At 59.6% G+C, this 22,969-nt stretch carries 17 protein-coding genes; 9 read left to right on the top strand and 8 right to left on the bottom strand.

The annotated features are described in order from the left end of the window. Window positions 1-146 precede the first annotated feature (146 nt). From CFB10_RS11385 to CFB10_RS11370, 4 genes are all read left to right on the top strand, one after another. Window positions 147-587, top strand: coding sequence for an NUDIX hydrolase (locus CFB10_RS11385; protein ID WP_020010507.1), 441 nt, complete (start codon window positions 147-149; stop codon window positions 585-587). A 161-nt stretch (window positions 588-748) separates the two neighbouring features. Next, window positions 749-2,254, top strand: a complete 1,506-nt coding sequence (locus CFB10_RS11380; protein ID WP_020010506.1) for an inorganic phosphate transporter — start codon at window positions 749-751, stop codon at window positions 2,252-2,254. 14 nt (window positions 2,255-2,268) lie between these two features. Beyond that, window positions 2,269-3,006, top strand: a complete 738-nt coding sequence (locus CFB10_RS11375) for a 16S rRNA (uracil(1498)-N(3))-methyltransferase (RefSeq protein ID WP_026363678.1) — start codon at window positions 2,269-2,271, stop codon at window positions 3,004-3,006. Window positions 3,007-3,124: 118 nt separating this feature from the next. Then, on the top strand, window positions 3,125-4,498 hold the full coding sequence (locus tag CFB10_RS11370; protein WP_020010504.1) for a glutamate--cysteine ligase: 1,374 nt from the start codon (window positions 3,125-3,127) through the stop codon (window positions 4,496-4,498). 163 nt (window positions 4,499-4,661) lie between these two features. On the opposite strand, the gene CFB10_RS11365 is transcribed toward CFB10_RS11370, so the two are convergent. Next, window positions 4,662-4,955 carry a DUF1127 domain-containing protein gene (locus tag CFB10_RS11365; protein WP_026363677.1) on the bottom strand — a complete coding sequence of 98 codons (294 nt, stop codon included), beginning with the start codon at window positions 4,953-4,955 and terminating at the stop codon, window positions 4,662-4,664. A 203-nt stretch (window positions 4,956-5,158) separates the two neighbouring features. Here CFB10_RS11365 and CFB10_RS11360 point away from each other — a divergent pair, with 203 nt between their 5' ends. Continuing rightward, a complete protein-coding gene (locus tag CFB10_RS11360; protein ID WP_020010502.1) occupies window positions 5,159-6,109 on the top strand; it encodes a LysR substrate-binding domain-containing protein in 951 nt (316 codons plus the stop codon). Window positions 6,110-6,162: 53 nt separating this feature from the next. On the opposite strand, the gene CFB10_RS11355 is transcribed toward CFB10_RS11360, so the two are convergent. Beyond that, complete coding sequence (locus CFB10_RS11355; protein ID WP_020010501.1) at window positions 6,163-8,601, bottom strand: DUF1217 domain-containing protein; 2,439 nt, start codon at window positions 8,599-8,601, stop codon at window positions 6,163-6,165. Between the two features lie 367 nt (window positions 8,602-8,968). Here CFB10_RS11355 and CFB10_RS11350 point away from each other — a divergent pair, with 367 nt between their 5' ends. Then, a complete protein-coding gene (locus CFB10_RS11350; RefSeq protein ID WP_003503226.1) occupies window positions 8,969-9,535 on the top strand; it encodes a DUF6101 family protein in 567 nt (188 codons plus the stop codon). A gap of 76 nt (window positions 9,536-9,611) precedes the next feature. Here CFB10_RS11350 and ubiA read toward each other — a convergent pair whose 3' ends face one another. The 4 genes from ubiA to CFB10_RS11330 form a co-directional block, all read right to left on the bottom strand. Beyond that, window positions 9,612-10,565: a 4-hydroxybenzoate octaprenyltransferase gene (ubiA, locus tag CFB10_RS11345; protein WP_026363676.1), complete on the bottom strand. Its 954-nt coding sequence runs from the start codon at window positions 10,563-10,565 to the stop codon at window positions 9,612-9,614. A gap of 221 nt (window positions 10,566-10,786) precedes the next feature. Then, window positions 10,787-11,587, bottom strand: a complete 801-nt coding sequence (locus tag CFB10_RS11340; protein ID WP_026363675.1) for a MipA/OmpV family protein — start codon at window positions 11,585-11,587, stop codon at window positions 10,787-10,789. A gap of 284 nt (window positions 11,588-11,871) precedes the next feature. Then, entirely contained in the window at window positions 11,872-13,128 is a 1,257-nt protein-coding gene (locus CFB10_RS11335) for a cyclopropane-fatty-acyl-phospholipid synthase family protein (protein WP_020010498.1), read from the bottom strand. Window positions 13,129-13,296: 168 nt separating this feature from the next. Continuing rightward, the gene (locus CFB10_RS11330; RefSeq protein WP_020010497.1) at window positions 13,297-15,621 is read right to left on the bottom strand and encodes a Tex family protein; all 2,325 of its coding nucleotides are present in this window, start codon (window positions 15,619-15,621) and stop codon (window positions 13,297-13,299) included. Window positions 15,622-15,822: 201 nt separating this feature from the next. On the opposite strand from CFB10_RS11330, the gene purD reads away from it, so the two are divergent. From purD to CFB10_RS11315, 3 genes are all read left to right on the top strand, one after another. Then, entirely contained in the window at window positions 15,823-17,094 is a 1,272-nt protein-coding gene (gene purD, locus CFB10_RS11325) for a phosphoribosylamine--glycine ligase (protein WP_020010496.1), read from the top strand. A gap of 157 nt (window positions 17,095-17,251) precedes the next feature. Further along, a complete protein-coding gene (locus tag CFB10_RS11320) occupies window positions 17,252-17,761 on the top strand; it encodes a plant virulence effector HPE1-like domain-containing protein (protein WP_026363674.1) in 510 nt (169 codons plus the stop codon). 327 nt (window positions 17,762-18,088) lie between these two features. Beyond that, window positions 18,089-19,912, top strand: coding sequence for a methyl-accepting chemotaxis protein (locus tag CFB10_RS11315; RefSeq protein ID WP_020010494.1), 1,824 nt, complete (start codon window positions 18,089-18,091; stop codon window positions 19,910-19,912). A 176-nt stretch (window positions 19,913-20,088) separates the two neighbouring features. On the opposite strand, the gene CFB10_RS11310 is transcribed toward CFB10_RS11315, so the two are convergent. Further along, on the bottom strand, window positions 20,089-20,583 hold the full coding sequence (locus CFB10_RS11310; RefSeq protein ID WP_020010493.1) for a DUF523 domain-containing protein: 495 nt from the start codon (window positions 20,581-20,583) through the stop codon (window positions 20,089-20,091). Window positions 20,584-20,805: 222 nt separating this feature from the next. Next, window positions 20,806-22,959 carry a glycine--tRNA ligase subunit beta gene (gene glyS / locus CFB10_RS11305; RefSeq protein WP_020010492.1) on the bottom strand — a complete coding sequence of 718 codons (2,154 nt, stop codon included), beginning with the start codon at window positions 22,957-22,959 and terminating at the stop codon, window positions 20,806-20,808. Between the last annotated feature and the right edge of the window lie 10 nt (window positions 22,960-22,969).

The following is a 22,969-nucleotide window of genomic DNA, read 5'->3' as shown; positions in this document are numbered from 1 at the left end:
CATCAGCATGAAGACAGTAGTGGGTTATGGGTAAAGGGGGATTGGCGGAATCTGCGGCATCTCTATATTAGCAATTATCACTACCCGGCAAAGAGGATTTATTCGGATTGAAGATTTTGAATCGATTGGCGACAGATGTTGGCTTGATGTTGCGCAGACCGCCGCGACAGCAATATGCGGCGCTGTGCTATCGATTGTCGAAAAAAAATCCGGAGCCGGAAGTCTTGCTGCTGACCAGCAGGGATACGGGCCGATGGGTCATTCCCAAGGGCTGGCCGATGGCCAACAAGAAGGCCCATGCGGTGGCCGAACAGGAAGCCTATGAGGAAGCCGGTGTCAAAGGCACGGTGGAAAAGGCGCCCTTCGGTTATTACGACTACGAGAAAAAGCTGAACAGCGGCGTCAACGTGCCGTGCAGGGTGCAGGTGCATCTGCTCGAAGTTTCGGAAATGCAGGAGAGCTTTCCCGAGAAGGAATCGAGACGTTTGGAATGGGTCAGTCCGCAGGAAGCCGGCAAGCGCGTCAACGAGCCGGAACTGAAGGCGCTTATGCTCGCTTTCGACAAGCGGATGACGCATTCGAAATAGCGCGCCCGCCCCTGATGTGGCAATGTGCAGTTTGTTTTTCCAACATGGCTTTTATCGTCTTTCCTTTTGGAAAGATGTGCGAGATGTAACAGTCTTTCTGTAAATTGCCTTCAACCTGCGACGCTGCCGGACGAAAGGGAATGCTGGCAAACGAGGTGTGAATGGCAACGAAGCCGCCATCGAACATGAAGCCGACGCTCGACAAGGATCTCGACAAGTTCACCCGTGTCGAAGAGGCGACGCTGCACGTCACGCAGCAGCTTGCCGGCCTTGGCGCGGGGTTCATGTTCGTTGTTCTCGCGGCTGTCTTCGCAGGCGCTTTTGTCACGGGCACTGCGGGTGCCGTCATCATCATCGCCGCCGTCGCCATCGGCGCTTATATGGCCATCAATATCGGCGCGAATGACGTGACGAACAATGTCGGCCCGGCGGTCGGCGCCAAGGCCATGCCGCTTGCCGTTGCGCTCATCGTCGCCGCCATCTGTGAGATCGCCGGGGCATTGATCACCGGCGGCAATGTCGTGGAGACCATTTCCAGCGGCATCATCAACGTCGAGACCATTCCCGACAGGACCGCATTTTCCTGGGCGATGCTGTCGGCGCTTCTCGCCGCCGGCCTTCTCGTCAATATCTCGACCTGGACAAGAGCGCCGATCTCCACCACCCATACGGTGGTGGGCGGGGTTGCCGGCGCTGGAATGGCCGCCTACGGGGCGAAAGCGGTCGACTGGCTTTCGCTTGGCAGCATCGCCTTCGCATGGGTACTGGCACCCTTCATCAGCGCCTTCATCGCCGTCGCCATCCTTGCTTTCATCAAGGAATTCATCATTTACCGCGAAGACAAGATCGGCTCGGCCCGGCTGTGGGTTCCGGTTCTCATCGGCCTGATGGCGGGCGTCTTCATGGCCTATCTCATCTGGGTCGGATTGCGGCAGCTCATGCATGTGTCGCTTGGCCACGCCAGCCTCATAGGGCTGGTGACCGGGCTTGTGGCGTGGCGGCTTTGTGTGCCGATCATCCGCAAACAATCGGAAGGGCTGGAGAACCGCAACCAGTCGCTTCGAATCCTGTTCCAATGGCCGCTCGTTCTCGCCGCCGCCTTGATGTCCTTTGCGCATGGGGCAAATGACGTTTCAAACGCCATCGGCCCTGTCGTGGCCATCGTGCGCGCCCTGCATGATGAGGCGGTGAGCACTTCCGCCCGCGCCCCGCTGTGGGTGATGCTGGTCGGCGCATTCGGGCTTTCCTGCGGTATTCTTCTTTATGGCCCGCGCCTCATCCGCCTCGTCGGTGAACAGATCACCAAGCTCAATCCGATGCGCGCATTTTGCGTTTCCGTGGCCACGGCGCTCACCGTCCTCGTCGCCTCGCGCTTGGGCCTGCCGGTCAGCACCACCCACACCGCCATCGGCGCGGTGTTCGGCGTCGGCTTCTTCCGTGAATGGTATACGCAATCGTCACGGCGGCGGCAGGAGCTCGTTCAGGCTGGTGACGGCAGACCCCGCCGGTCCGAAAGATATGCCGACAATCCTTCCGAGGTGCGCCGCCGTTACCTCGTCCGGCGCTCCCACTTCATGACGATCATCGCCGCCTGGCTGGTCACCGTTCCCTTAAGTGCAACGCTTGCGGCGCTGCTCTATTGGCTCATGTCCTTCCTCTTTCTCTGAAACCGAATAATCCCATGCGCGCTAATTTCCGGATGCAACGCCTTTATATAGAAGCCAACCTTGCCGAGGGCGTCGCGCAGGAGGCAACAACCGAACAGTTCAACTATCTCGCCAATGTGCTGCGCATGACCGACGGTGCGGAAATCCTGCTATTCAACGGGCGTGACGGCGAATGGAAAACGAGACTCGCCTTTCCGAGCCGCAAGAAGATCGTACTCGTGCCCCTGGAGCAGACACGTCCGCAGCCGGACGCACCGGACCTGCATTATCTTTTCGCACCGCTGAAAGTCGGGCGCATGGATTATCTGGTGCAGAAGGCGGTGGAGATGGGCGCCGGCCTGTTGCAGCCGGTAATGACGCAGCATGTTCAGGGCAAGATTCACAACACCGAAAAACTGCGCGCCAACGCCATCGAGGCGGCCGAGCAGTGCGGCATACTGTCCCTGCCCGACGTGGCCGAACCGGTGAAACTGAAGGACATGCTTGAGACCTGGCCTCACGACCGGCGCATCATCTATTGTGACGAAGGCGATGCGGGGCAAAATCCGTTGCCAATCCTGCAATCCGTCACGGAACGCAAAATTGCCCTGCTGGTCGGCCCGGAAGGCGGATTTTCCGAAGAGGAGCGGGAGCTTCTGCGCGGCCTTTCCTTCGTTACCCCCATTCCGCTCGGGCCGCGAATCCTGAGGGCCGACACGGCCGCCGTCGCCGCACTTGCGGTCATTCAGGCTGTTATCGGCGACTGGAACTGAAAGGCCCCATTGCGCTTCATGCATCTTTAAAAGAAATTCATTTGCCTCCGGATACGATCCGGCCCTATCTGCCAATCATATGCCTCGCCGCAACAGAGACGTCATAACAAGGTAAGCCATGGCACGCGACACGACCGACCAGACACCCCTCTCCTCCGTCACGGAGCTTACAGATTATCTGGCGGGCGGTTGCAAAGCTGAAGCCGATTTCCGCATCGGCACCGAACACGAAAAATTCGCGTTTTTCCGCAAGGATAACAGTCCCGTTCCCTATTTCGGCGAAGCCAGCATTTCGGCCCTTTTGAAGGGCATGCAGGAAAAGCTCGGCTGGGAGCCGATCATGGACGGCGAGAACATCATCGGGCTTGGCGAACAGCACGGCATGGGGGCCATCTCCATTGAGCCGGGCGGCCAGTTCGAACTGTCAGGCGCGCCGCTCGAAAACCTGCATCAGACCTGCAAGGAATCCAACCAGCATCTGGCGACCGTGCGCGAAGTGGCCGAGCCGATGGGCATTCGTTTCCTTGGCATCGGCGGCAGCCCGTTGTGGAGCTATGACGAAACACCGCATATGCCGAAATCGCGTTACGCGATCATGACGCGCTATATGCCGAAGGTCGGGACCAAGGGTCTCGACATGATGTACCGCACCTGCACCATTCAGGTTAATCTCGATTTCTCCTCTGAAGCCGACATGCGCCAGAAGATGCGCGTTTCCATGACGCTGCAGTCGCTGGCAACCGCGCTCTTTGCCTCTTCGCCCTTCACCGAAGGCAAGCCGAACGGTCTGCTCTCTTGGCGCGGCGATATCTGGCGCGACACCGACAATCGCCGCTCGGGCGTCCTGCCCTTCACCTTCAACCAGGATTTCGGCTTCAAGGATTATGTGGAATGGGCGCTTGATGTGCCGATGTATTTCATCGTGCGCGACGGCAAATATCACGATTGCACCCATGTCACCTTCCGTCAGTTCATGAATGGCGCGCTGAAGGGCGAAATCGCCGAGTGGCAGCCGACAATGGGCGACTGGACGAACCATCTTTCCACCCTGTTTCCGGATGTGCGCCTGAAGCGTTTTCTCGAAATGCGCGGCGCGGATGGCGGCCCGTGGAGACGCATCTGCGCCCTGCCGGCGTTCTGGGTCGGACTTCTCTATGATCAGGAAGCGCTGGATGCCGCCGATGCACTGACGGCCGGCTGGAATTTCGATGAGGTCATTGCGCTACGCGACGCCGTACCCGCCAAGGGTCTGGCCGCCGAGATCGCCGGCAAGCCGCTGCTCGGCATCGCCCGCGAAGTGCTCGACATTTCCCGCACCGGCCTGAAAAACCGCAAGCGCCTGAATGGCGAAGGCCAGGATGAGACCGTGTTCCTGTCTTCGCTGGATGAGGTTCTGGCCAAGAAGACCACGCTCGCCGAAGACCTGCTTGCGCTTTACAATGGCCGCTGGGGCGGTTCTGTGCTGCCGGTATTCGAGGAATATCAATATTGAGGCATTGCCGCTAAAACTGCGCTGCCATTAAAAAAGCCCGGCGCGGCCGAGGGGCCTGACACCGGGCAAAGGCAGGGCTATTGGCAAATCACCCTGCGGGGAAAACTTTTCAGCGCGGAGCAGTTCCGGCAGCTGGAGGTCTGCCGGAATTGCGCGAGCAAACTTAGAGCGTCTCAAACCGCGTGGCCGCGCGTAGCTGTGCAGCCCGGGTCAGATGGGCGGTCGGGTCCTCGAAAAGGCCGGTATTGAGCGCGTTCGTCACATCCGATCGCACCAGGCCGACATCCGCAAGCAGGCGGTCATCGAGTTCCGTCAGCTCATTGGCGCAGATACGGTTATAGATGCGCTGCAGAAAGGTTTTCACGGTCGAAGCAACACCGACAACGAGGCGACGAAGCGCATCGCTTTCCCTGCCGGTTGCGAGTTCCAGTTCCATTCTCCGTTCTGCCGTGCGCATGACACTTATCCTTCCGTAACGGCACGATGCGGCACCGCTCCCGGCGCACCACGCGCGGGAAGCTGCCTCGGGTTGAGGGCCCGACATCTCGTCGGCCCGGGGTTGATATTGATTTGCTTGGTGTCAAAATGTCGCAAGACTATTGATCAGTCCAACGAATGTTTCTAATGTGAGACATCAATCATTCTGATGGATGACCATCCATGTCCGCACCCCTCGACATAGACCAGCTGCACACCTTCATCGCCATCGTTGATACGGGCAGCTTCACTAAGGCCGCAGATCGCGTCTTCAAGACGCAATCCGCCGTCTCCATGCAGATGCGCCGGCTTGAGGAACGCATCGGCAAGCAGCTTTTCGCCAAGGACGGGCGCGGCAACCGCCTGACGGCGGAGGGCGAAAAGCTGATGAATTACGCCCGCCGCATCATCCGCCTTAATAACGAGGCAATCGCCGCCTTCGACGACAACAGGCTGGAAGGGACGCTGCGCATCGGCACACCTGATGACTATGCCGACCGCTACATGCCTGAGATCATCGGGCGTTTTGCCAAGACTCACCCCAATGTCGAGCTCTATATCGTCTGCGAACCCTCGGTCAGCCTGGCCGAAAAAATGGCGCGCGGGGAACTGGATATTGCCCTCGTCACCCATAATCCACGCGCGCGCTCTTCGGATGTGGTGCGCACTGAACCGCTCTGCTGGGTGGCCTCCGCCAACCATCCGCTGAAGGATGACGCGCCGGTGCCGCTCGCCGTGGGCCGGCGCGACTGCCACTGGCGTCAGCTCGCCTGTTCGGCCCTCGATGCCGATGGGCGGGATTATCAGGTACTGTTTACCAGCTGGTCTTCCACCGTGGTCGCCGCCGCCGTGCTGGCGGGAATGGCCGTCTCGGTACTGCCGGAATCGGCGCTGCGCACCGGCATGAAGGTTCTGACCGCCGCCGATGGTTTCCCGCCGCTGCCGCCGGTGCAGATCGGCCTGATGAAACGCCCCGGTCTCTCGCCTTCGCTGGTGAATGCCATTACCGACCACATCACCGCCTGCCTCGACAATATCTCGCCGATGAGCGTTGCCGACGAGATGGACAATGATGTGAAGACCTACCCCAAGATGCCGCGCCTGCGCGCCGGGCATATGCTGCCGGGGTGGTGAGGGGATAGTGGGTATGGCAAAGGCCGGACATGTCCGGCCTTCCTCTTTTCGAGCTATCGTGCCCGTAGCGTCGCGACCGCCAGCAACGTGTCACCGCTGATACCCACCGAGCCGCTGCCATTGAACAGGGTCATGATGGGATCGGCGACGTTCTGCTGGTTGTCGTACATGATGGTGAAACGGGCGATCAGCTTCTTGACCTTATCCGGGTCCTGAAAATCCTTGATGTCGAAATATTTCTTCATCATCGCCACCTGGGTATCGACGCCCGCATTGCCGAGCTCATCGGGAATGCCGAAGGTGGTCTTGATGAAGTTCTGGATCGCGGTATCGGCAAGGATCGAATAATAGGACGTCGTCCCGGCCGCCATGCGCTTGAAATAGAGCGCCAGTCGCACACCGGCGTTTTCTTCACCCGCCTGCGTTTCCAGCGTCTGGGTCAGATAATTGTCGAGCGTTTCATAAAGTCCGCGCCGGGTCTGGATCAGGCTGCGGTCTTCATGAAGGAGCTTGCCGTCCGTGTCGAAATTGAAGGCGGTGACGAGGCGACGGAAGACCGGATCCATCTCCTTGTTGACGTAGCTGTCCTTGTCATCAAGATTTGACGTGAATATCTTCTGCAGCTGTTCTTTCGTCACGCTCGTGGGGTCAATGCCGAGCGATTCCATCGCGAATTTGGTCAGGCGGTCATTGGCCAGAAATTCACTGAGCGTCTTGATCTTCTGCATTTCGCCCGAGAAATATTTCGCCTCGGCCGTGGCGGCTTCCTTGTCCTTAGCAGTACCGAAAGCCGATTTCTTCTTGATGTAGTCGGCCGACATGGTCTGCAGCTCGATTTCGGACTGCGCCAGAATGGGTGCACCGACCGAACCGTCCTTGGTGAAGTTGAAGAGCTCGGCAAGCTTCACATACCGATCGTCTTTCAGCGTATAAACGTAACTCTTCTTATCCTGAAGGTCGCTGGTCAGCACCCTCTGGATATCGGAGATGTTCACCTTGGCGGGATCGAGGCCGACAGCCTTCAGCGCATAGGTATAAACCGCATTGGTTCCGAGGAAATCATTGACGCTTGTGACCTTGCCAATGCTGCTCTTGAACAGCGTGAGCGCCTTTGCGTCAGCTGCCTCGTCCGCATCATTGTAATGGGTCATGTAACCGCTGGTGGTCGTCGCGGTCTGTGTCGTCGTCTGCGGCGTCGTGCCGGCCGCAAGCGTCCCGTCGGGCAGGAAATTGAACGCGTTTTTCAGGGCGAGGTAACGCTTGTCGTTCTTGCCCATGGTCGCGATGTAATTGTTCGGATCGCTGAGATCGCTTGTGAGGATGTTCTTGATCGTTGCCGGCACGATGGTCAGGTCGTTCAGGTCGAAGGCCGTTCTGATGTAATTGACAAGCCGCGCATCCGACATCAGTTCCTCTACCGTCGTGATGGAGCCGATCTTCGATTCGAAGTAGTCGCGGTTCAGCGTCGCGACGGTCGGCGTCACACGGGCTGCGCTGCCGATATAGGAGTCCGTGATGGCTTTCAGATTGTCCGCCGTCTGTGCCCCGCCGGCAGTTACCGTGCCGTCATTCTTGAACTCGAAGGCGTTAGCGATCTGCGCCATCTTGTTATATTGGGTGACGGTGTTCGACAGCGTCGTCTGTTCCGCCTTGATCGCCGCAAGCTTCGCCTCCCACTCATCCTTTGGTGGCAAAACGGCCTCAAGCTGGGTCAGCTGGTCCTGGCGGGTCACTTTTTCCGCCTCGAGTTTCGTGCGCTCCTCGTTTGTCAGACCCGTACCCGCAAGTTCAGTATCGATGGCCGTAATCCGGTCGGTGACCTGCGCATGCAGTTCGATATTACCCTTCATCGTCAGTTTTTCGACTGCGTCATTATAGGCCGCGCCGTATTTCTGGTTGATGTAGCTATTGGGATCGCTGACGTCGCTCGTCATCAATCCCTTGATATGGGCATAGGAATAGGTCTTCTCATCGATGCCGAAGACCTGGAAGATATAGGCGCGGGTGCGGTCGTTGCGCAGCAGCTGGTCGGCATTTGTCACGGTGCCGATGATTGCCTTGTAATAACGTGTCTCTTCCGCAAGGCTGCTGTTCAGATTGGTGATCGACGTATCATAAAGCCCGATCATCTTGTCGAGCTGCGCGTCCGTCTGCACGGTCTTTGTCGAAGAGCTGAAATTGAAGGCGGCGGCAAATTCCCGATAACGCTCGTCGGTCAGCTTGTTGGCGAAGCTGTTCTGGTCGTTCAGGTCGCTGTCGAGCACCTTTTTCATAAAGGCCTTGGCATAGGTCATCTCGCCCAGACCGAAGGCATCCATGGCGTAGGAATAGAGCTGGTAGTTATCGAGGAATTCATCGACGCTTTTCACATTGCCGATGTTTTCCTTGTAATATTTCGTCTGCCGCTCCACGAGCCCCTGCTGCGACACGCGCGAGATGCTTGCCTTCATGTCGCGGTTGATGAGGTCGTAGCTGAGATAAGTCGATACCATCCGTATGCCCCCTGGAGCACAGCGCATCCCCTCGGGGACACCAAAAGCTCCGGTTTTGAACCACCCATCGCGCGCCCATCCGGACGCACGGCAAGCCTTGGCATGACTATGCATGACGCGCCTTGCCCGTAGCTTGAAAGAGCACAATTCCGATCGGGATAAAAACCGCATTGTCCCGATCTGCTTTACCTAAACGAAACCATGCCACAGTGTGTTTTGCTAACCATTTGGGAATGCAAAGTTTTCTTAACCGCGATTTTTAAGCAGTCTCGAACATGCGGCGGATATTCTCCCGACATCAGAGGACGAAAAGTCCCGATGAGAAGACCGGAAACCGGCTCTCAGGTAAAACAAGGGTAGAATAAACATGACCAAGACCGTTCTGAAGCCCGACTGGGCCGTCGCCACTCTCAGACTCGACCCGGCACGTTTTCCGCAACAGGTCACCTATGGAAAAGGCAATGGCGCGACCGATGTCGCCGTCACTCTCGACGAACGGGGCGCCGTTCTGAGAAAGGTTCTGTCCTCTTCCGGCCTGCCTCTGTCCTTCGCCCTGCCTGCCCGCGCTTTCAAGGGTGTTGCCGCCCGCGCCATCGACCATGGCGATGGACAGGTGACGGTGACCCTGGAACTGCACCATGATGATCCGGATCTCTGCGTTCCGCTTCTCGTCGCTCACGATCTCTGCGATATCGCCGCCGACTGGCGCAGCTGGTCTGAAGCCTACCGTATTCCCATGCTGATGGTGGAAGCCGATGGCGTCGCTCGTCCGCTGGAAGAACATCTCGGCAAGGTGCGCACCCAGAATACCCGTCCGCGCCGCCGCCATTCCTATTTCGCGGAACGCCGTCCCCGCTTCCTCGTTCGCCGCTCCACCGGTTCGCTCGGCATGAGCATGAAGATTGAGGGCAAGGAAATCATCGCCCGCAGCTGACAGGCTCAGCCAGACAAATCAAAAAGCCCGGTGCGGATGACGCAACCGGGCTTTTTCCATTCCGTGTTCTCGCGGTTTACGCCAGCAGGAGCGGCAGGATCAGGCCTGCGAAAATCAGCACGCCGACGCGGTTGTTGGATTTGAACAGGACGAGGCACTGGTCAACGTCATCAATATCAAGCACCCAGACCTGGCGGAACAGCATGAGCGCGGCAGCGGCAAGACCGCTATAGGCAAGAACGTTAACGCCCGCGACCCAGAACGACAGGAACATCATGACAAGGGCTGTGCCATAAAGAAAAACCAGCCAGCGATGTGTGTTCTCTCCAAACAGCAATGCGGTCGAACCGATGCCCACCGCGGTGTCGTCTTCCTTGTCCTGATGGGCGTAGATTGTATCATAACCGATCGTCCAGGCGATGGAGCCGACATAAAGCAGGACAGCCGGCCAGGCGAGCGATCCGAACTGTCCCGCCCAGCCCATCAGCGCGCCCCAGGAAAAGGCAAGGCCGAGGAAAAATTGCGGCCAGTTGGTGAAGCGCTTGGCGAAAGGATAAATCGCCACGAAAACCAGCGAGAATATGCCGGTCGCGATTGCGAAACTGTTGAACTGCAAAAGCACGACGAGCCCGGCAAGCGCCTGCAGGACGATGAAGACCTTGGCCTGCATCCGGCTCACGCGGCCGGAAGGCAGGGGCCGCGAACGGGTGCGCGCCACGGCCATGTCGATCTTGTGGTCGGCCAGATCATTATAGGTGCAGCCCGCACCGCGCATCGCCACCGACCCGATGAAGAACAGCGCCAGATGCCAGATCAGCATCGCCCAGGAAAAGCCGCCGCTTGCCACCGCCACATTGGCCGCAAGGGTCGCGGACCAGAAACACGGCCACATCAACAATTGCCAGCCGATGGGGCGATCCCATCTTGCAAGCTGCGCATAGGGCCAGAGGGACCTCGGCAAAATCCGATAGACCCAGTTATTGGATGGCGCGTCGGAGACGCGGTCTGACAAATCGCTATGGTGAACCATAGGGATGTTCTACAGCATCGGTGGGAAAATCGGAATGGATTTCAAAGTGCAAAGATGTGCGGTTTTTGGCGGATTGCAACACGCTACCGGCAAAGCGAAAACCTCACCGGCGTCATCCTCGGGTCAAGTCCGAGGACGACGCCGAACGCGGATTGGCAGAAACATCAAGGCCCGCAACGGTTTCCTGCGGGCCATCAACCTCAGACATTCGGTTTCTTGTCTCAGGGCAGCGAAAAATTGAATTTATAGCTTGCCTGAACACCGACGATGAACTGGTTTTTCGAGCCGCGCTCGCGCACCAGCGAGCTATCGGCGGCGTCACCGGTGAGGCGGCGATATTCCGCAAAAGACCCGACTTCGGCGTTCTCGGTGACTTTCCAGGTGATGGCGGCGCCGATGCCGGCCGAATGCAGGCCGCCGCCCGTGCTATAGGGCGATGGCGCACCGGCCGCCGTCTGGGCGGCGCTTACACCATAATAACGCTCATTGTACTTGCTGCTCACCCATGTGGCGCGCGGGCCTGCGGAAATCTGGATGCCGGGGGCGATATCGGTGAAGGCATCGACAGCGACATCGCCGACCACACCGCTATGGCTGCGAATGCCCTGACGGACTTCGCCGCGAACGCGCAGCCAGTCGGTCGGATAAGCCTCGGCGAAACCACCAAGCTCACCACCACGCTTGATGCGGGTCATGCCCTTGAGATCGGCGGAATCGCCCTCGTCACGCGGGGAAACCAGCTTACCGGCCAGACCCATGCTGATCGGGCCATTGTCCAGAAGCGAAATCGAGGCACTGTCGTTGCGCGAGGTGAAACGTGCACCCTGCCCCTGACGGCCAAGCGAAATGATGGGCGAAAAGCCGAATTCGTTCTTGTTGTCGCCCTGATATTTCGGCGCGGTGAAACCCGCACCACCGAGCTTCAGATACCAGTCGCCGGAAAACCAGCCCTCCGCATGGGCATTGCCCACGGAAAAAAGCGACAGGACACAGGCGGCGGCGGCCGCTGATGGCTTGAACATGAAAGAACCCCAGAAACGCAATACAGACAAGGTGCCCGTAGAATTAGAGGGATTGTCTTTCCATTCCATTAACCAGAGCGGGAAGAAATGTGCTTCCTGGGGAGGGTGGCGACAAGGCCTAAAACCTCACCGCCGTCATGCTCGGGCCTGTCCCGAGCATCTGCATCCGACAGACTTTAAGCAACGTGGATAGATCCTCGGGACAAGCCCGAGGATGACGCCGAGATTGCGGAGATGTTTGTCAACAATCTCCACAATTCGGTCGCCCGTTACCCGCGGCGTCGTCAGAATGTCACCTTCTCCAGCGGTGCGCGCGTCTTCTCGAACTCCAGCAGCTTCGCCTCGTTCTGCGCAATGTAGTCGCGATTATGCGGAACGGCGTCGCGGTCCTTGGCGAGCTGAATCTGGAAAATATGGAAATTTTCGTGGGTAAAGGCCATTTCCGACCCCGCCAGATAAAACTCCCACATACGGAAGAAACGTTCGTCGTAAAGCGCGACCGCTTCCGCCTTGCGCGCCACGAAACGCTCGCGCCAATGCCGCAGTGTGTGCGCATAATGCATGGGCAGGATTTCGATATCCTTCACCAGCAGCCCGGATTTCTGGATCGCCGGCAGCACTTCGGCGAGCGAAGGAATATACCCACCCGGGAAAATATATTTTTCGATGAAGGGATTGGTCGCCAGCGCCGGATAGGGCTGGCCGATGGAATGCAGCACCATCACGCCCTTGTCATCAAGCACCTCCGCCACCTTGTCGAAATAGTCGCGATAGTGGGTCGGCCCGACATGTTCGAACATGCCCACGGAGACGATGCGGTCGTATTTCTTCGAAGCCGGCAGATAGCGGTAGTCCTGCAATTCGAAACGGACATTACCGGCAAGCCCGCGTTTTGCCGCACGATCGCGGGAAACGCGCAGCTGTTCCTCGCTGAGCGTGATGCCGGTGACATCTGCACCGGCGCTTTCCGCGATATACATCGCCATGCCGCCCCAGCCGGAGCCGATTTCCAGCACGCTCTGGCCCGGCTCGGTCATCAGCTTGGCGGCAATATGCCGTTTCTTGGCGACCTGCGCTTCATAGAGGCTGATGCCAGGCGGGTTGAAATAGGCGCAGGAATATTGCCAGTCCTCATCGAGGAAGAGATCGAACAGCTTGGCGCTCAGATCGTAATGATGGGCGACGTTGCTCTTGTTGTGGTTGACCGGCAGATGCATCTTGATGCGGGCGGCGATGATGCGCGCCATGCCGCGCCAGACCATGCCGAAGGACAGCGCCTCGCTCAGCGTATTGCCTTTGACCAGCGCGAGGAAATCGTAGATGTCGCCTTCGGCAACCTTCACCCGGCCTTCCATGTACATTTCAGCGAGCTTCAGCGCCGGATCGGCGGCGATCTCCTGCATGGCGGCTTCATCGGTGAAGTCCAGAACCACCTTTTTTCCCGTGCCGTTGCCGAAAGTACGGCTGCCGCCCGGGCTGTTGACGGTGAGATCACCGATCTTGATTATCTTATCGAGAAGAACATGCAGAGACGACGCCATGGCACCCCCAATTGCTAAGTCTCACTTATCAATTTTGCAGACCGTATTCCTTTCGGCACAAGTTTCAAGATAGTCTTATTTCAAAAAAATTGAACGATTTCATCAAGGAAAAAGCCCCGCCGGGGTATGTGGCGAGGCTTTTTGGTAAAAAATCATTTCAACCCAGGGTCAGCGCCGCTTCATGGCTTCAGCCAGCGCGGCGGCAAGCGCACCACCGGTTTGCGACCCCTCGTTGCGCTCTTTCGGTTTTGATGTCGCGTGGCGCATGGCGCTGGCGTTGCCCTTTTCACGCATCGGCTGCGGCGCTGCCTCGCCGCCATCCTTACGCATGGTGAGGCCGATGCGCTTGCGCTTCACATCCACTTCCACGACTCGCACCTTGACGACATCGCCCGCCTTGACGACCTCATGCGGGTCCTTCACGAAACGATCGGCAAGCTGCGACACATGCACAAGCCCGTCCTGATGCACGCCAATGTCAACGAAAGCGCCAAACGCGGCGACATTGGTGACGGTGCCTTCGAGCAGCATGCCCGGTTTCAGATCGGTGATCTCGTCCACACCCTCGGCAAAGGTCGCGGTCTTGAAGCTCGGGCGTGGGTCGCGGCCGGGCTTTTCCAGTTCGGCGATGATGTCTTTTACGGTCGGCAGACCGAATTGCTCGTCGATGAACGTCTTCGGATCAAGCGCCTTCAGCGCGGCGCTGTCGCCCATCAGCGAACGCAGATCGCGGCCGCAGGCGGCAACGATCTTTTTCGCCACGCCATAGGCCTCCGGATGAACCGAGGAAGCATCCAGCGGCTCCTTGCCGTTCGGGATGCGCAGGAAGCCCGCGCATTGCTCGAAGGTGCGCTGGCCGAGGCGCGGCACTTTCAGCAATTCCTTGCGGCTGGCAAAGGGGCCGGTCTGGTCACGATGCGCAACGATGGCATCGGCAATCGAGGTGCCGAGGCCGGAAACCCGCGCCAGAAGCGGCGACGAGGCCGTGTTGAGATCGACGCCGACGGCGTTCACCGCATCTTCAACGACCGCGTCGAGCGAACGGCTGAGACGGCCCTGATCGACGTCGTGCTGATATTGCCCGACGCCGATGGATTTCGGCTCGATCTTCACCAGTTCCGCCAGCGGATCCTGAAGACGGCGGGCGATGGAAACGGCGCCGCGCAACGAAACGTCGAGATTGGGGAACTCCGCTGCCGCCCGTTCCGAAGCGGAATAAACGGATGCACCCGCTTCCGAAACGATGACCTTGGTGGGCTTTGCACCGGAAGCAGAGGCCGGCATCTGCGCCAGAAGGTCGGCCACCAGCTTTTCCGTCTCGCGGCTGCCCGTGCCGTTGCCGATGGCGATCAGCTCGACATTGTGCTTGCGGATGAGCAAAGCGAGTTCCGCCTGCGTGCCGCGCACATCGTTCTTCGGCGGGAAGGGATAGACCGTGCTGGTGTCCAGGAGCTTGCCGGTTCCATCCACGATCGCGACCTTCACGCCGGTACGGATACCGGGATCAAGTCCCATGGTGGCGCGGGAGCCGGCGGGCGCTGCCAGCAGCAGGTCCTTCAGATTGCGGGCGAAGACATTGATCGCCTCCTCTTCCGCCCGCTCGCGCAGTTCGCGCATCAGGTCGAGGGAGAGCGACATGGAAAGCTTCACCCGCCAGGTCCAGCCAGCGACCTCCATCAGCCATTGATCGGCGGGGCCAATATTGCGGATATCGAAGGCGGCGGCGATGCTGCGCTGCGCGGGTTTCACCGGTGAGGGATCATCCGCATCGACATCGATCGTCAGCGTCAGAATTTCTTCGTTCCAGCCGCGCAGCATGGCCAGCGCGCGGTGACCGGGCACCGTTGCCCAGCGCTCGAAATGATCGAAATAGTCGGAGAATTTTTCGCCCGCCGCCTGTTTGCCGTCCACGACCTTGGCGCGGAAGGTGGCGTTCTGGCGCATGTAATCACGCAGGCGGCCAAGCAGATCGGCATTTTCCGTCATGGTTTCAGCCACGATGTCGCGTGCGCCCTCAAGCGCCGCCTTCACATCGGCCACCTCGCCCTGCACATAGGATTGAGCAAGCTTTGCCGGATCGGCAGTGCGGTTTTCCCAGATCGCTTCGGCAAGCGGGCCTAGACCACGTTCGCGGGCGATTTCCGCTCGGGTGCGGCGTTTCGGCTTATAGGGCAGGTAGAGGTCTTCCAGCTCCGCCTTGGTCACGGCCTGCATGATCTTGACCATCAGCTCGTCGGTCATCTTGCCCTGACCGGTGATGGAATCGATGATGGAGGCGCGGCGCGCATTCAGTTCGCGCAGATAGACGAGACGTTCCGAAAGCGTGCGTAGCTGGGTATCATCAAGTCCTCCGGTCACTTCCTTGCGGTAACGGGCGATGAAGGGAACGGTCGCGCCCTCGTCCAGCAGGGCCACCGCCGCCTTCACCTGATCGGCGCGGGCGTTGATTTCGGAGGCGATGAGCGTGGTGAGGCGGGCATTATCTGCGGTCATGAGGTTCTCTGATGTCACATCTGGAGCGGCGAACATAATGTCTGATTGTGGCGTGACAACAAGAGGCGGGAACGATTCCACAGGAAAGGCTCACTTCAAGGGAAAGACGGGCATTTGCGGCGCTTTCTCCTTGACCTTTCGCCCCCCTGCCCTTAACGCCCCTGACACAAGGTTACTGGCGAATTTGCAGGGGTATTGACCATGAAAGTTCTGTTGATCGGTTCCGGCGGACGCGAACATGCGCTGGCGTGGAAAATCGCCCAGTCTCCCCTGCTCGATGAGCTTTATGCCGCTCCAGGCAATCCCGGCATCGCCGACCACGCGACACTTGTGCCGCTTGATGTGGAAGACCACACGGCCGTCATCGCCTTTACGAAAGAAAAGGCAATCGACTTCGTTGTCGTCGGCCCGGAAGCGCCGCTGGTTGCGGGTCTGGCGGATGATCTGCGTGCCGCCGGCATCGCCACTTTCGGACCGTCGAAAGCGGCAGCCCAGCTTGAAGGCTCCAAGGGCTTCACCAAGGATCTCTGCGCTCGCTACGATATTCCGACCGGCGCTTACCAGCGCTTCAAGACCGCAGAACCGGCGAAGGACTATGTTCGTGCACAGGGTGCGCCGATTGTCATCAAGGCGGACGGGCTTGCCGCCGGCAAGGGCGTGACCGTGGCCATGACCGAAGCGGAAGCGCTTGCCGCGATTGACGACTGTTTCGACGGCGCCTTCGGCGCAGCTGGCGCCGAAGTGGTGGTGGAGGCCTTCCTCGACGGCGAAGAAGCGAGCTTCTTCTGCCTTTCCGACGGGAAGACCGCTCTCGCGCTCGCCACCGCACAGGATCACAAGCGTGTCGGCGATGGCGATACCGGCCCGAATACCGGCGGCATGGGTGCTTATTCTCCCGCCCCGGTCATGACACCGGCCATGGTGGAGCGCACCATGAAGGAGATCATCGAGCCGACCATCTCGGGCATGGCCAAGGACGGCAATCCCTTCTCCGGCGTGTTTTTCGCAGGCCTGATGATTACCGCCAAAGGCCCGGAACTTATCGAATATAACGTCCGTTTCGGCGATCCCGAATGCCAGGTGCTGATGATGCGCCTGAAAAGCGATCTGCTGCCGATCCTCTACGCCACCGCCACTGGCACGCTGGACAAGGTTGAGGCCGAATGGCGCGACGACGCAGCGCTGACTGTCGTTCTCGCCTCGAAGGGTTATCCCGGCGCTTACGACAAGAATACGCCGATCGCCCATATTCCCGAGGCGAGCGAAGAGGCGAAGGTCTTCCATGCCGGAACCGCGCTGAAGGACGGCGGTCTAGTGGCAACGGGTGGACGCGTGCTGAACGTCACCGCCCTTGGAAAGACGGTGACGGAAGCGCAGGCCCGCGCCTATGCGCTGGCGGACAAGGTGGAATGGGAAAACGGCTTTTGCCGCCGCGATATCGGCTGGCAGGCCGTCGCACGCGAAAAGGCCTGATCCTTAAGGAAAACGGGGTTGGACGCGACTATTTCGTTCAATTTTTACCAAGTTTGCTGACCCGATGGAAACGAAACATCGGTAATACTTGCCGGAATATTGAATGGCGCACTGTGTCTCGATCACGAGGACGCGCCTTCATTTCGGGGGTTTTTCGATGCGTCGTCTTTTTCTGACAGCTGTTATCGCGCTGACCGGCGGGTCGGCAATGGCATCTTCCATCGAATATATAAACGGCGTGCACGTGGCCAATGGCAGCTTCGTTCGTCGCGATTGCGCGGGCTGCCAGCCCGTGAAAGGCAAAGCCGTAACGCAGGATTATGCCATTCCTTCCATTGAGCCGGGCACGCAGCACACGGAAATGCGCGAAGTGGACGGCAAGCGTACCCTGGTGCGCACCGAAGCCTGGCTTGGCGGTGCGCCCGTCACCTTCGTCAGCACCAATCCCGCATGGATGGCGGAAACCTCCAGCACGGCCATCGCGACCTATGACGAGGCGGAGCCCGCGGCACATCCGGCTGAGATGGTTTCGACACCGGCCGGTATCGACGTGACGACGACCACGGCAGCCGTCAAGGAGCTTTCCACCGAAAATGCAGCCGAGCCGGCCAGCGCCTCGGTGATCGGCGCGCCCCAGTTCCCGGATTTCAAATTGCGCGGCAACTGACCGGCCGATGACGCTTTATCATGACGAACGTCAAATAATCGCGTCATCGCTGCATTCCCGAGATGACGCCGCAACCACGCGGGGAATATTGCTTTCTCCGCTGCTTATTCTGCGCATGAAGCCTCATAAAGCTTTCGCTAATTAAATATTTATTCAAATTTTTAGCCGCTAAGTGGGTCTACAGTGCGATGCAGCACAGGATGAGGCCACGGCGCGCACACGCGCTTTTCTGGCCTTTTATCGCGCATCATGCGCCTCTCCCTTCTCTGAAACATCGGTACCGCGCGGCATTTTCAGGCGCGCGATTCCAAACGCTTGTGAGCGCCCATGAAGAACCTTTCCATTTCCCGTCAACTGATCGTTCTCGTGGTGGCCCTGATGGCCGCCTTCGCCGTGGCGACGTTTTACCAGCTGAAATCCGCCACCGACGCCATCTATGAGGAACGCTACGGCATGCTGCGGACGCAGGTGCAATCGGCGATCTCCATCCTGCAATCCTTCAACGACAAGGAAAAGGCCGGAACGCTTTCGCGCGACGAGGCCATGAAACAGGCTTACGCGACTGTCAGCGCCATGCGCTTCACTCCCGACGGCTATCTCTTCGGTTACGACTACGACGTGACGATGAAGTTCCATCCCGATGCCAAGCGCGTCGGCGAAAGCTTCAAGGGCAAGCCTGACAGCAAGGGTTTCGCCTATCGTGACGAGTTGGTGCGGCTTGGCCGCAATGGCGGCGGCCAGACGGATTTCTACGGCCCGAAACCCGGCATGGAAGGCAATGATTACGCCAAGAGCTCCTATGCCCTTGCCTTTGAACCCTGGCAGGTGGTGGTCGTGACCGGCGTTTACATCGATGATTTGAACGCGCAGGTTCGCGGCGATGTGATGAAGGCGCTGTCGATCGGCGCGCTGATCTTCGTGCTGGCGCTTGCCGCCGCTTTCTACGTTATCCGAGGTATCTCGAAGCCGCTCGGCGATATTCACCGCGCGCTTGGCGAAGTGGCCAATGAAAATGTCTCGCTCGCCATTCCCCATACCGGCCTCACCAACGAGGTGGGCATGATGGCGAAGGCCACCGCCTCGCTTCAGGACAAGGTGCGTGAGCGCCACGCCATGCAGCGCCGGGAGGAAGAGCAGCAGCGGCAGCTCAATGCCGAGCGCCAGAACAATCTCGACATGCAGCGCGACGAGGCCGAATTGCAGGCACGCGTCGTCGCTACCATAGGCGAGTCCCTCGAGAAGCTCGCTGGCGGCGATCTGACCGTGCGTTGCGGCGATCTCGGCAATCGCTATGCGGCGCTGCGTGACAATTTCAACGAAGCACTGACCCACCTTGACGCCGCCATGGCCAAGGTGAACTCCAAGAGCATCGATATTGGCGGCTCCAAGGAGGAAATCCGCAAGGCCTCCAACGAGCTGTCGCAGCGCACCGAACGACAGGCCGCCAATCTGGAAGAAACCTCCGCAGCGCTCGACGAGCTGACGGTCGCCGTGCGCCAGACGGCGGAAGGTGCTGCGGATGCCGCCAAGCGCGTCACCACCGTCAGCTCCGAAGCCATGCGCAGCGACCGGGTGGTGGAAGAGGCTATTACCGCGATGAGCGGTATCGAGCAGTCTTCCGACCAGATTTCGAACATCATCGGCGTGATCGACGACATCGCCTTCCAGACCAATCTTCTGGCGCTGAATGCCGGCGTGGAAGCGGCACGCGCAGGTGAGGCCGGCAAGGGCTTTGCCGTGGTGGCGCAGGAAGTGCGCGAACTGGCGCAGAAATCCGCCGCCGCCGCCAAGGAGATCAAGGACCAGATCGCCCGCTCTTCCGCCCAGGTGGAAAATGGCGTGCGGCTCGTCGGCGAGGCCGGCGACGCGCTGAAACGCATCTCCGACCAGATCAAATCCGCCAACGAGATCGTCAGCAAGATCGCCCACTCGGCCGCCGAGCAGGACACGACGCTTCGCTCGATCTCTTCCTCGCTCAACCAGCTCGACGTCGCCACCCAACACAATGCCGCCATGGCGGAAGAAACCACGGCTTCGGCGGAAGCGCTGGCGGTGGATACCGAAGAGCTGCTGAACCTCATCCGCGGCTTCCGCGTCTCCTCCGGCCATCAGCTTCATGGCATGGCGCAGCAGATGCGCATGGCGGGGTGAAACGAACGGTCTCATGCGATTGAAACAAAAATGCCGGGCACAGACCCGGCATTTTTACGTGCTCTCCAACAGGTTCCCCACGCATTCGGCGTCATCCTCGCCTCAAGGGCGAGGATGACGGAGGAGAGTATCAGCACGTTCGGAAACGAGCCATGTCGTGTCTGCGTGGTCTCGTCTCAACGAGAGAGCGCATCCAACCGGTCGATATCGGCAGGTGAAAATACGGCAATACCGGCTTTTTCCAGCAGGGCGGCCGTCACGCCATTGCCTGCGTGCTTGATACCCGAAAACGAACCATCGTAAATCGCAAGCGACCCGCATGACGGGCTGCCGTCGATCAGAAGCGCGTGAGTGCAGCCGTTGGCTTTGGCAAAGGCGGCCGCTTTTTCCGCACCGGCGATAAATTCCGCCGTAACATCGCCGCCGGTCACTTCCAGCACGCGGGCGCGGCCTTCCAGCACATCGAGACCGGAGGCCCCTTTCTCGATTTCCGCCGGCGGACGCGGCACGGGCATGCCGCCGGCCATTTCCGGACAGATTGTCACCAGCCTGCCCTCCTGCCGCCAGCGGTCTATCGCCGGGTGGGAGAAGGGTTTGCCTTTGCCGTCATATCTGACGGGCTGGCCGAGAAGGCAGGCGCTGATGAGGATTTTGGGGGGCGTGTGAGTCATTGGGAAATCATCCTGCGGGGGTCGCGGTCGTAGCTTACCCCCCTCTGCCCTGCCGGGCATCTCCCCCTCAAGGGGGGAGATCGGCAAGAGGCATGCTTCCCGCGACGTTCAATGTAGTTGGTAGGCCGCCGCTGGTCGATCTCCCCCTTGAGGGGGAGATGCCCGGCAGGGCAGAGGGGGGTGAACCGCGCACGCTACCGTCACGGCCGCCCCCCAATTCCCTCACCCGGTAATCTTCGAGAAATCCGCAACCGTTCCGGTCGCCTCGCGGATGGCCTTCAGCAGCGCCAGACGGTTGGCGCGGATGGCCGCATCCTCGTCATTCACGAGCACATCCTCGAAGAACTTGTCGACAGGGGCGCGCAGCGTCGAAAGCGCCTGCATGGCGGAGCGGAAATCTTCCGCCTCGACGGCCTTCGCGGCATCGGCAGAAGCGGTCTTGATCGCCGCGTAAAGCGCCTTTTCGGCATCAAGCTTCAGCAGCTCTTCCGAAACGCCGTCAGCGACCACAGTGCCCTTCTTTTCCTCCGCGGCCAGAAGCTGGGTGGCGCGCTTGGCGCCTGCCAGAAGGTTTCGGCCATCCTCTCCGGTGATGAAGGCGGTGAGCGCCTCGACACGGCGGGCGATCATCAGCAGATCGTCCGACTCCTGCGTCAGCACCGCGTCGATCAGATCGTAACGGGCGCCGAGGTCGCGGAGGTAGACTTTCAGGCGGTCGTGGAAGAAGGAGAGAAGGTCCGCATCCTTCGCAACGCTCAGCAGCGAAAGGCGCACGTTCTTCTCAAGCAGAATGCGCACGACGCCGAGCGCCGCACGGCGCAGCGCAAAGGGGTCCTTCGAACCGGTCGGTTTTTCATCGATGGCCCAGAAGCCGACGAGCGTATCGAGCTTATCAGCCAGAGCAACCGTGATGGCCACCTTGTCCGCCGGCAGGCGGTCGGAGGGGCCCTGCGGCTTGTAGTGATCTTCGATCGCCGCCGCGACGCTTTCATTTTCGCCCTGCAGAGCCGCATATTTGCGGCCCATCAGGCCCTGAAGCTCGGGGAATTCGCCGACGGCTTCGGTGCGCAGGTCGGCTTTCGCGAGCACCACGGCGCGGTCCACCAGCGCAGCATCCGCGCCAACGATCGGCGCAAGCGCCTTCGCCAATTCGCGAATACGCGTCACACGCTCGCCCTGCGTTCCGAGCTTGGCATGGAAGGTAACGTTCAGCGCATCGAGCTTGGCCATGCGCTGGTCGAGCGGCTTTTTGAGATCGAGGCTGAATTTAGCGGCCGAACCTTTGAGCGTTTCCAGATCTGGCAGATCGCCCTGGTCGCGGCTCCAGAAATGGCGGGCATCCGACAGGCGAGCGCGCACGACCTTGCCATTGCCGTGGATGATTTCCTTGCCGCCGTCGCTTGCCTCGATATTCGAGATCAGGATGAAGCGGTTGGAAAGTCCCTCTTCCGCACCCTGCGCGCGGGTGACGAAACACTTCTGGTTGGTCTTGATGGTGAGGCGGATGATTTCCGCCGGGATTTGCAGATAGTCTTCCTCAAAAGTGCCCATCAGCACCTGCGGCCATTCGACGAGGCCAGAAACTTCTTCCAGCAGGCCTTCGTCTTCCACGAGGTCGAGACCATTGGCGAAGGCAAGGTCCTTGGCGTCGTGCAGGATGATGTCCTTGCGGCGCTCGGCATCAAGAATGACCTTCGCCTTTTCAAGGCTGGAGACATAGTCCTCGAAACGGCGCACGGTGATCGGGCCGTGCGCATGAAAACGATGACCATAGGTGACGTTGCCGGCGACAATGCCGTCGATGGCGAAAGGAATGACCTGCGTTTCGTCGTGTTCGGGGCCAAACAGGCAGACGATGGATTGCAGCGGGCGCACCCAGCGCAGGCTTTCCGAGCCCTTGCCTTCAATGCCGCCATAGCTGGAACCCTTCGGCATGGAGGCCGGGCCGGAGCGCATGGATTTCGGCCAGGGAAAGGAGCGGATGATGCCGGGCATCACCTCGGCGATGATCTCTTCCGCCGGGCGGCCGGGTTTGTTGATGATGGCGATATAGAAATCGCCCTTCTTCGGATCGGAAACGACCTGCGCTTCCGAGACATCGTTGAGGCCAGCACCGCGCAGAAAGCCCTCGATAGCCTTTTCATTGGCGTCGGTGCGCGGACCCTTCTTTTCCTCACGCACATCGGCGGAGCGGGCGTTGAGGCCGCGAATATCCAGCGTCAGACGGCGCGGAGTCCAATATTCACGCGCACCCTCATAGGTCAGCCCTCTCTCCACAAGCGCGTCGGTGACGAGTTTCTTCAGATCGCCAGCCGCCTTGCGCTGCATGCGGGCGGGGATTTCCTCGGAGCGGAGTTCAAGCAGAAGATCAGGCATGGGATCAGGA

The sequence above is a fragment of the Agrobacterium sp. 719_389 genome (assembly GCF_900188475.1).
Lineage (GTDB): Bacteria > Pseudomonadota > Alphaproteobacteria > Rhizobiales > Rhizobiaceae > Agrobacterium > Agrobacterium radiobacter.
This window is presented reverse-complemented; position numbering and strand designations above follow the sequence as displayed.

Coding starts and splice junctions, on each gene's coding strand:
- CFB10_RS11315 (WP_020010494.1), top strand. CDS start 18,089: ATGAAGAACCTTTCCATTTCCCGTCAACTGATCGTTCTCGTGGTGGCC.
- CFB10_RS11310 (WP_020010493.1), bottom strand. CDS start 20,583: ATGACTCACACGCCCCCCAAAATCCTCATCAGCGCCTGCCTTCTCGGC.
- CFB10_RS11380 (WP_020010506.1), top strand. CDS start 749: ATGGCAACGAAGCCGCCATCGAACATGAAGCCGACGCTCGACAAGGAT.
- purD (WP_020010496.1), top strand. CDS start 15,823: ATGAAAGTTCTGTTGATCGGTTCCGGCGGACGCGAACATGCGCTGGCG.
- CFB10_RS11350 (WP_003503226.1), top strand. CDS start 8,969: ATGACCAAGACCGTTCTGAAGCCCGACTGGGCCGTCGCCACTCTCAGA.
- glyS (WP_020010492.1), bottom strand. CDS start 22,959: ATGCCTGATCTTCTGCTTGAACTCCGCTCCGAGGAAATCCCCGCCCGC.
- CFB10_RS11335 (WP_020010498.1), bottom strand. CDS start 13,128: ATGGCGTCGTCTCTGCATGTTCTTCTCGATAAGATAATCAAGATCGGT.
- ubiA (WP_026363676.1), bottom strand. CDS start 10,565: ATGGTTCACCATAGCGATTTGTCAGACCGCGTCTCCGACGCGCCATCC.
- CFB10_RS11370 (WP_020010504.1), top strand. CDS start 3,125: ATGGCACGCGACACGACCGACCAGACACCCCTCTCCTCCGTCACGGAG.
- CFB10_RS11330 (WP_020010497.1), bottom strand. CDS start 15,621: ATGACCGCAGATAATGCCCGCCTCACCACGCTCATCGCCTCCGAAATC.
- CFB10_RS11375 (WP_026363678.1), top strand. CDS start 2,269: ATGCGCGCTAATTTCCGGATGCAACGCCTTTATATAGAAGCCAACCTT.
- CFB10_RS11365 (WP_026363677.1), bottom strand. CDS start 4,955: ATGCGCACGGCAGAACGGAGAATGGAACTGGAACTCGCAACCGGCAGG.
- CFB10_RS11385 (WP_020010507.1), top strand. CDS start 147: ATGTTGCGCAGACCGCCGCGACAGCAATATGCGGCGCTGTGCTATCGA.
- CFB10_RS11340 (WP_026363675.1), bottom strand. CDS start 11,587: ATGTTCAAGCCATCAGCGGCCGCCGCCGCCTGTGTCCTGTCGCTTTTT.
- CFB10_RS11355 (WP_020010501.1), bottom strand. CDS start 8,601: ATGGTATCGACTTATCTCAGCTACGACCTCATCAACCGCGACATGAAG.
- CFB10_RS11360 (WP_020010502.1), top strand. CDS start 5,159: ATGTCCGCACCCCTCGACATAGACCAGCTGCACACCTTCATCGCCATC.
- CFB10_RS11320 (WP_026363674.1), top strand. CDS start 17,252: ATGCGTCGTCTTTTTCTGACAGCTGTTATCGCGCTGACCGGCGGGTCG.